We start from the raw sequence: 5,290 nt of genomic DNA, 5'->3' as shown, positions 1-5,290 counted from the left end.
ATATATAATAATCTATAGGAGAACTCCAATGAACAACCATCTATCTCGGCTCAACAGCTGCGCATGGTTTAGTGAACATACTAAAGCTTTAGCTTCTCAGCTGTTATTTAGCTTACAAATACAGCAAGGCGTACAACTGGCATCATTATTTGGTGTTGACGCTATTCTTTATAATGATGAAGCGATTTATGTCTGGGTGCAACGACAGCTAGATGAAGGTCTTATCGTTGACGACTACACTTTAAGCATCCTTGAAACTGCCTTTATAGAGTTGGTCACAGCTCATACTGACCAAGCAGCATAACCGTTTTAGCTGATAGTCACAGGTTTCTTGTTCGACAAGAAGCAATAATCCTTAAAGCCAGATAAAGTGTCATTATCTGGCTTTTTGATATAGACGAAGATGACGACAGTCAAAACAAACCTTTTTGAGTCTTATATTTTCTAGAAGACTCATTCTTTACTAGGTCTATCAGCTGCCAATATCTAGTATAAGAATGCCCTTATTATCTATGCCGCCCTAAATCTATAAAGGCCTCTTTGGGCAGTATGGTTCACTATTACCATAGATCTTTACTCAGTCGGTTTCGCGCGCGTCAACTCAGCTATTTTATAATAAACAAAGCCTTTCTCGTCTCTCAAAACGCTTTTGCTGTCTGCTCTGACGCACCAGCTGATCACATCGGGCTGCTCTTCATTGGTATCACAAGCCAAAATAAGCTGCTGACTTCGAGCGTTATTAAAGGCCTGCTTCCATCCCGTTTCAAGCTCATCAATGCCGCGCTGTAGCTCTGCTTTCTGGTGTCTCATCTCTGCAATCTCATCAAAGCTTGGCACATACCAAAAAACTAGAGCCACCAGGCTTATTATCACAGCCGCCGTACACGCGGCGGCTACGGCCGAAATCTTTTTGATGCTTATGGCCTCAATGGACTTATAGGTTTTGTCCAAGTCTTTACTCGCTCTACCCTCAACCTGCTCAATCCGCTCTTTGGTGGCTGTCTCGAACCTGTCAAGATCCTCGATAATCTGTTTATGACCGGCTTCATACTTGCTAGTGAATAGCACAAGACTATCCGCACTAGCGCCAAGCTTATCAGCCACCGCTTGCATAGCATTCACTTGCGCCTCTATACTGTCGTTTTTAGCAGTGACGATCGACTCTACAGCTGTATCAATCTGCTGTTTCATGTCGGTGATGATGCCCGCTATTTTGTCATCATAACGACGCGGTATTTCAGTGTCAGTAAAGACCGTCACTGCTGCTTGAAGCTGCTTCAATACAAGATTTTGGTACTGACTCAATGCTTCTGAGGCACTGCTTGCGCTACCATCCAGCTTCTGAGTAACAGCAGTCATCTCCTCTATCTTGGCATCAATATGGCCAAGCGATCGATCAAGGCGCGTTGCCACCGCATCATCGGCTTGTCCAATCAGTGCTCGCAGAGCTTCGATTACAGGTTTGAGTCTGGTCACGAGATTGATAAGCTCGTCGTGAATGTCGTGCTCATTGCTATTGTCTTTATTCATGGGGTCTCATTATCATAATGCCGCCTAAAATGGGCGTGGTGATGAGTAGCGGCGTGTTTGTGCTTGTTCTTGCGCTTGGATGGTGCTTTTCATTTTTTGCAGGTGATCTGTCACGGTTTGCGTGAGCGTTGCCGCATCTATGGTGATAGCAGGAACGTGTTCAAAGCGCTCATTGATTTGGGTTAACACCTCGACCTTATCTTGATTGTCAGGTAAGCGCTCAAGCTGTTGCCATAGCGATGTTGCTTCCTTCCGCATACGTGCTGCAGATTTTTTAGCATCGGTGTCTCGTAAACTCTTTTGCAATGCCGTAAAGCTGTCAGTGCGTTTTAGAGTGGTGAATATAAATGCTTGTGCGGCAACCGCCTCAGCCGCGTTGATCACTTCGATTGGCGCATCAATAGATTTAAAATCAAGAGTATCAACGCGGTCACACACCCGTACCACTAAATTATCAAATCGATCTCGATATGCTTTGGTCTCATTGATTTGCTGACGCTTAAGAGATGCCTGCTTCCGCCTCTGTTGTAAGGTTGCTCGCCGCCTGATCAAAGCCTCCTCTCGTGCGCGCTCAGCCTCTTTCTTAAGATTTGCTTGCTCATGCGCTTTGTTGAGCTGATATTGCAGCGCCATAGTACGGCTGCGCCAGTCCTCAAGCCGATCTGCATTCAATTTAGTAGTCTTTGTACTTATGATTTCATCGTATAAATCATCATCTTGCACGATCACCGCCTCACTTTGATCAAGGAGAGCGATACGCTGCTCATAAAACGGTGATAAGCGCTGATAAGTCTTTTTACTGGTATTAATTTGCTGCTTTAACTGTTTGATGTCGTTATTATTAGCAGTCTTAAACGCTTTAACATCAGCGGCCAATGCCCTCAAACGAGTATCAGCATCCGCGTTTATCTCTACCGCTTTTAACGTACTGAGCGCCTCACGCTCTTGTTGAAGATGTTTAAAGCGCTCAACATCCAGATCTGCAAATGCAGCAAACTTATGATAAGTATCCATGTTATTGGTGACATCTATCTCTTGTAGATCCGCAAACGCTTGATCCCACTGTAAGGATAAGTCGGATTTTTCAATATCAATCTCATCAAGTGCTTTAAAGCCAGTCGCCAGTTTATTCAGCTTTGCGGCAAAGGGTTTTAGCGTGGCCTTCAACCCTTTGTAGTCAGCAATGACTTCATTATTAAGCGGGATCAGCTTTTCTAGCATCGCTTTATTATTCAGCACTATTTTATCAATCTGTGACAGTTGCTTCTCAAGACTGGTAACGGCGCGGCGCGTTTGTAGGGTATCATCTTGTCTAAACTCCTCAACCAACGCTAAAGCCGCCTTTAGTGCCTCACTTTGCTCTTTTGTGCTTATCTGCCTGGCAAGCTCAATCATTTTTTGGCGGGACGTGCTGTAATCCTGTCCCACCTCCTCGGTGAACCGCGGCGTATTTTTGATATTCTTGTCAATAGTGATGATCTGTTTAGACTGGTGCGCTAACTCTTCATGCAGCGCATCAATTGTTGAAAATAAGGCGCTGCGAGCCATCTTTTTTTGCGTCTCAAAGTCGTCTGAGATCGCTAAAAGCTCATCAAGTACGCGATCATCAACCACATCACTATGCGTCTGACTGTTATTTTTAGGAATAGCGGGTTCAAGTTCAGCGGCAGGATCTACAAAGCGGATATTACTGAGCTCAATTCGCGCAAAGGGTTTACGCTTTTTATAATGTACTGTAACGCCATTAACCTCTTGTGCGTTGCTCTCAAGATCAATACGACCCTTGTCGTCATACTCAATTACCAGACCATTTTTTTCGATGTAGGCATTGATCTCATCAATTGTCTCGTTGTACTCATGAATCACTGAGCGCTTACCTTTTAAAACATCCTTATACAATGACTTGCCCAGTTTCATTTTTGGTAAAAGATTAATGCCCTGCTCACGGTACGATTTCTCATTGATCGCTTTATTCTCAGGCAATAGCTCGTTAGCCATATCCGCCCAAAGGGTGCGTTGATATTTAAGCTCATCACCGCGCCCATTTAGTCCTTTGGATAGCCGCTCACCGGTTGACCACTGCAACCAATTCTTACGCTTTGATAAGACATACCCTTTATCAGCATCCGCTAATATCTCACGGCTTGAGAGTAAAATATGGGCATGAAAGTTACTGCTGGTCAGCTCAACCACTTCACCCTTCCCCACATGTTTCTCATGACTATGGGGTCGATGGATGGCCACATCGACAAGCACGTTATAGCGATCAGATAAGGTTTGAGCGTATCGCTCGGCCAGAACTATCCGCTGATCAGGTGTGATCCCATCAGGAAACATCACATCAATCTCAGTACCCAATTGCGCGTTTTTACGAGTCTCAATGCGTTCGATATCATTCCAAAACTCCTCACGCGTCACTGCCAAACCCCCAGCAAGAGTTGGCGTTATCAACGCCGTATGCACCACATTTCTCTCAATAACTTGCGTGTATTTAGTGCCGTCACTGTCCACTAAGTTTAAGATTTTGTCTTTAGCTTTACTGGTATAATCGTGGACGACTCCTGACTGCTCATCAACCAGTTTTGAGCCAGAATTATAAGCCGACTTTGCCACCACGCTATGATTTTTCGCCTTACTAACGGCACTAACTGACAGATGAAACCCTTTATTATTCATAGCAAAAAACCCAACATTGAGAGATGATTTTTTGGGGGTTGTAGGGGGTTCGCCCCCTGCCGAACGACGGAGTTTATGTAAAAAAATAGCGCCCCTTGTGGGCCTTTTTTACATAAACTCCTAAGTTCGCTCTTACAGAGGGTTAAAATACTACTGCGCCCACGAAACGATGTGGTCTTGTGTATTTTACTACCTTGCATACCTGTGTGTGTACTGCTAGGATCAACTCTATCATAGTTGGCTAAAAAAAGGATGAGGTAATGTCAATAATATCAGATGATTTATTCGCAAATAAGATTAAGCAATTACAGGCTCTTAAAAAAGAGATTGATCAGGACAGGCTTGAAGCACATAAAATATTGGGGGAGTGGTTGGCCAACGCATTAGACGATGATGACAATCATGAACTGCAAGCCATTTTTTTAGACGCACACGATAATGAAAAGTATGTCCGTTTGAAAAAGCACCGTGAGTTTTTAAAGTCAATTGCTCATAAGATGCAAGGTGAGGCTAAGATGGTATCAAGCAGTTTTACTTCGCATAAAGACAATCAAGAAAGTGAGTACGGTTCATTGTTTGATGACGAATCAGCAGCGCAATAACTGTTACTGTTAGCAATAGCCTACTCATCAGTACAACTGAATCGTCTTCTAATTAGCGAAATGCTAGAAGACGATTTTTAGCTGTTTTAAGCGCTTTAAAATATCTTTAGCTACCAGTGTATAAAATAGAGCGTAGAATGCGTATAAGGGTGCTTTTTAGGCTTTCTAGCAACGATTTGAGATGTATTTACAGAGGTATCGATAATGGCTACTGAAAATGAAGACAAATTATCTACAAAAAATGAGACTGAAAACATGAAACCAGCTTTGTCCAAAATGACAGATGCAGACATTCAAAAGATCTTTGATCGTGCTTTTGAAGATTTCCAGAGGTCGACTCTTGATCCGAACTATGAAAGTGAGGATTAATATCAAGTAAACGGACAACAGCTTGTTGAGCTACTAAATAATTTTACAAGCAGTTGGTAGCTCATATTATTATTTCAAATTCGTCGGTTTTTTTGCTTATTTTCCTATTACTT

At 43.1% G+C, this 5,290-nt stretch carries 5 protein-coding genes; 3 read left to right on the top strand and 2 right to left on the bottom strand.

Annotated features, from left to right (window positions below; genetic code table 11):
• Positions 1-28 precede the first annotated feature (28 nt).
• Positions 29-304 carry a hypothetical protein gene (locus JMX48_RS13830; protein ID WP_201538753.1) on the top strand — a complete coding sequence of 92 codons (276 nt, stop codon included), beginning with the start codon at positions 29-31 and terminating at the stop codon, positions 302-304.
• A 269-nt stretch (positions 305-573) separates the two neighbouring features.
• On the opposite strand, the gene JMX48_RS13825 is transcribed toward JMX48_RS13830, so the two are convergent.
• The gene (locus JMX48_RS13825; protein ID WP_201538752.1) at positions 574-1,530 is read right to left on the bottom strand and encodes a hypothetical protein; all 957 of its coding nucleotides are present in this window, start codon (positions 1,528-1,530) and stop codon (positions 574-576) included.
• Between the two features lie 24 nt (positions 1,531-1,554).
• Positions 1,555-4,206, bottom strand: a complete 2,652-nt coding sequence (locus tag JMX48_RS13820) for a MobA/MobL family protein (RefSeq protein ID WP_201538751.1) — start codon at positions 4,204-4,206, stop codon at positions 1,555-1,557.
• A gap of 260 nt (positions 4,207-4,466) precedes the next feature.
• Here JMX48_RS13820 and JMX48_RS13815 point away from each other — a divergent pair, with 260 nt between their 5' ends.
• Both JMX48_RS13815 and JMX48_RS13810 read left to right on the top strand, forming a co-directional pair.
• Positions 4,467-4,808 (top strand): hypothetical protein, encoded by a 342-nt coding sequence (locus JMX48_RS13815; protein WP_201538750.1) that lies wholly within the window; start codon positions 4,467-4,469, stop codon positions 4,806-4,808.
• A 204-nt stretch (positions 4,809-5,012) separates the two neighbouring features.
• Complete coding sequence (locus JMX48_RS13810; protein WP_201538749.1) at positions 5,013-5,177, top strand: hypothetical protein; 165 nt, start codon at positions 5,013-5,015, stop codon at positions 5,175-5,177.
• Positions 5,178-5,290 lie beyond the last annotated feature (113 nt).

Origin of the sequence: Psychrobacter immobilis, from assembly GCF_904846225.1 — a bacterium.
GTDB classification, from domain to species: domain Bacteria; phylum Pseudomonadota; class Gammaproteobacteria; order Pseudomonadales; family Moraxellaceae; genus Psychrobacter; species Psychrobacter immobilis_F.
This window is presented reverse-complemented; position numbering and strand designations above follow the sequence as displayed.

What these genes read in the sequence shown, in the direction of transcription:
- JMX48_RS13820 (WP_201538751.1), bottom strand. Translation starts at nt 4,206, where the DNA reads ATGAATAATAAAGGGTTTCATCTGTCAGTTAGTGCCGTTAGTAAGGCG.
- JMX48_RS13810 (WP_201538749.1), top strand. Translation starts at nt 5,013, where the DNA reads ATGGCTACTGAAAATGAAGACAAATTATCTACAAAAAATGAGACTGAA.
- JMX48_RS13815 (WP_201538750.1), top strand. Translation starts at nt 4,467, where the DNA reads ATGTCAATAATATCAGATGATTTATTCGCAAATAAGATTAAGCAATTA.
- JMX48_RS13825 (WP_201538752.1), bottom strand. Translation starts at nt 1,530, where the DNA reads ATGAATAAAGACAATAGCAATGAGCACGACATTCACGACGAGCTTATC.
- JMX48_RS13830 (WP_201538753.1), top strand. Translation starts at nt 29, where the DNA reads ATGAACAACCATCTATCTCGGCTCAACAGCTGCGCATGGTTTAGTGAA.